Annotated in this window: 4 protein-coding genes; all 4 read right to left on the bottom strand. The window is 61.6% G+C overall.

Annotation, left to right across the window (positions count from 1 at the left end; genetic code table 11):
• Window positions 1-91 precede the first annotated feature (91 nt).
• Window positions 92-1,546 carry a toprim domain-containing protein gene (locus KBA48_RS32895; RefSeq protein ID WP_292912885.1) on the bottom strand — a complete coding sequence of 485 codons (1,455 nt, stop codon included), beginning with the start codon at window positions 1,544-1,546 and terminating at the stop codon, window positions 92-94.
• Window positions 1,547-1,665: 119 nt separating this feature from the next.
• The gene (locus KBA48_RS32890) at window positions 1,666-1,875 is read right to left on the bottom strand and encodes a hypothetical protein (RefSeq protein ID WP_292912884.1); all 210 of its coding nucleotides are present in this window, start codon (window positions 1,873-1,875) and stop codon (window positions 1,666-1,668) included.
• A complete protein-coding gene (locus KBA48_RS32885) occupies window positions 1,872-2,588 on the bottom strand; it encodes a DUF1376 domain-containing protein (RefSeq protein WP_292912883.1) in 717 nt (238 codons plus the stop codon). The genes KBA48_RS32890 and KBA48_RS32885 overlap by 4 nt, the downstream gene beginning before the upstream one ends.
• The coding region (locus tag KBA48_RS32880; protein ID WP_292912882.1) for a hypothetical protein at window positions 2,585-2,805 on the bottom strand (221 nt) is incomplete at its 5' end. The genes KBA48_RS32885 and KBA48_RS32880, both read right to left, overlap by 4 nt.

Here is a 2,805-nt window from a genome sequence, read left to right as displayed (position 1 = left end):
GCACGGGGGCAACCGCACCAGACCTTTTCCGTCTCGACCTGCCGGATCACCCAGCCCGCCGCCTGCACCCTGGCGAGAAACTTGGGATCCATCAGAAGCCCTCCATCTGGCTTTGCTCCAGCGATTGCACCGCCTCTGTCGTGGCCCGGTAGACCCCGTGAACCTGCGCGAAATGCGCCGTGATCCGGCCAGGCCGCGTGCCATAGAGCAGCCGGTCGCGGGTTTTCCAGTTGTAGATTTCGACCTCCCCCTCTTCCTTGCCTTCGTGGACCGTGATGCCGAGGCCAGGCTTGTTGAAAAAGGCCGCGCTATCCGCGATGTCGTAGCCGGTCGGCGGCCGCTTGCCCTGATCCGTCCGCATCTTGGCCGGATGCGCGACGATGGCGATGTGGCACTCCAGCGCCTTTGCCCAGCTGCGGATCGTCTTGATCGCGAAGTTGATGTAGTTGGTCATGCTTTCGCCCTTCTCGGGCAGGTGCTCCAACTCGTTCCACGGGTCGATGATGATGATGCGGCACCGATCGCGGATCGCCAGCGTCTTCACCATGCTTTCCAGCCACCCCAGATGGTGCTGCGCATCGGCGCTGGTGTGGACGAGCCGCCAGCGCGCATCAAGGTCGGCCAGCAGCTTGTCCCGTTCTGCTTCCGATAGGTCGCGGAAAGCCTTGCGATGCTTCGCCCGGCACAACTGGTCGCGAATGCGGAAAGCGTGCGTCTCGAACCCGATCAGACCCACGCGGACCTTCTCGTGGATCGAAACCTCATCCGCCGTCCAGATGGTCAGCGTTGACTTTCCGGCGCCAGGTAGGCCGGTCCAGACCGAAATCTCCCCGATCTCCAGCGCGATCACCTTGTCAAAAGGTTCTTTGCCGATCCGCAGCACACGCTGCGCACTCATGGGCGGCATGTCAGAGAAGCCAGATATAACGCCGCCTGGAGGGTCGATCCGCTTGGCTTCGTTCAGGCATTTCGCGAGAACGCCTTCGCCGTGGCACACCAGAACGTCGTTGGCATCCTTGCAGCCTTCCGGCCAGATCGCATAGCGGACATCGTGGCCGGAAAGGATGGTTGCCATGACGCGCGGAAGGCTCTCCCCGGCCTCGTCGTTGTCGCCAGCGACGATCACATAGGGCGAGCGGCGCAGCGCCTCTTCCGCCTCAACGATTGCCTCGGTCTTGTTGCCCTGCGCCGTCCACCCATCGGGAAGAGAAACCGCCCGGATGAAACCGGACTGGATCACCGACAGCGCGTCAATCTCGCCCTCGGTAATCACGACGGGCTGGTCCTGATCCCGTGAAAGCGCGTCGATGTTGTATAGGCCGCGCACCACGTCCTTCGTCGACCGGAAGTTGCTGCGGCCTTGGCTGTCCTTCTTCTGGATGCCGCGGAACTTCCCCGCATAGGTTTCGCCGTTGCGAATGTAGGGGAACACCGCCGCTGGGCCCTCGATCCCTGGGACGTGGCGCACCGCTACGCGCATCTCCCGCAAGAGCCCTGCGTCCAGCCGGCGAACCTCTTGCAGCCATTTCATCACGTCGGTCGTCATAGAACTCGCCCCCTTTCCATTCGCAGTGCCAGCAGTGCCACTGGACCCCATCAGACTTGAACGTCACGCTCAGACACGGGTCGCGCTTGTTCTTGCGACCTGCGCTGCACTCCGGGCACTCAGTCCGAACCGTGCCGCTGGTCTTCTTGACGCTGATCCCGTGCTTCTGAACGATTTCCCATGCGCTCGGCATCCTTCACCGCCTTCATTGCTTCCCACCGTGAGCAGTCCTGCATCCGCGCCGCTACGACCTCCGCCTGGTAGCGCGACAGGCCAGCCTCGAACTCCAGAATTGCTGCCCGTTCCAGAAATGCGTCCACGTCGATCACAGGTCGCGCCCTCCCCACCAGTCGGCTCCTGCCGGGGCCACCTGTCGCGATTGTGGCAGGTTCGGGTTTTCTGGGAACACGTCCTGCCATCCCTTGAGGATTGACAGGTCGGCGCAGGCTTTCGGATCAGCCGCCTTGCGCAGCTTGTCGGCGATCATTTTTGCCGCCCGTGGCGTCATCGGTTTTCGGAGTTTGTGCCGGTGAGCGATGAAGGCTTCGGCCACCTCCGGGCCGACGACTTCGGCCAGGTACTCTCGAACCAAAACGGCATCGGATTTCTTTGGAGAACCGTTAGGTTCTCTTTCTTTCTTCTCTTCTTCTGTATCTGTATGGTTGAACGCCCGTTGAACTGGCGTTGCTTCCGTTCGTTGATTTTGCTGCCTTTTTTCTGCACTAGCTTTTCCAGCCCGAGATGCAATTTCCAAACCGTTCGCACGCTTTGAAATTTCGGCTTCGGCCCGAGCGTTCGAGAGCATCCCATTTCCGATGCTCATTTTCCCCAGATCGACCAACTTCTCGACCACCTTCTCGAAGGTCGCCTCGCGCATCCCGCAGTAGGTCGCCAGCCTTCTGACGTGATATTCGACAGGCCCGTCTTCTTCGTAGATGCGGCACAGCAGCATCGTGTAGACGCCCACCTCTTGCGCTGAAAGACCACGCACCCCGTTCATGAAATCGGCGGGGTAGAAGTTGAAGTATGGGTTGCGCTTCATGCCCGCACCTCAGCCCGGCCCAGCCGCCATTCTGCCGCCACCAGATCGTCGTGGGCATGGCCTGCGGCTTCATCCTGGCAGGCATAGTATGCCGCCTCGCACTGGCGCTTCAGCCGCTCTACGGCGGCACGCAAGGTCGGTGTGTCGGTCGCGTCTCGCCAGTGCTTCATTCCTTCACCGGCCGCACGATGTCGCGCAGCCGCCCCTCTTGCCTCAG

The organism is Niveispirillum sp., assembly GCF_017996735.1.
Classification (GTDB): domain Bacteria; phylum Pseudomonadota; class Alphaproteobacteria; order Azospirillales; family Azospirillaceae; genus Niveispirillum.
This window is presented reverse-complemented; position numbering and strand designations above follow the sequence as displayed.

Excerpts from the sequence above, each read along its gene's own strand:
- KBA48_RS32895 (WP_292912885.1), bottom strand. The coding sequence starts at position 1,546 with ATGACGACCGACGTGATGAAATGGCTGCAAGAGGTTCGCCGGCTGGAC.
- KBA48_RS32885 (WP_292912883.1), bottom strand. The coding sequence starts at position 2,588 with ATGAAGCGCAACCCATACTTCAACTTCTACCCCGCCGATTTCATGAAC.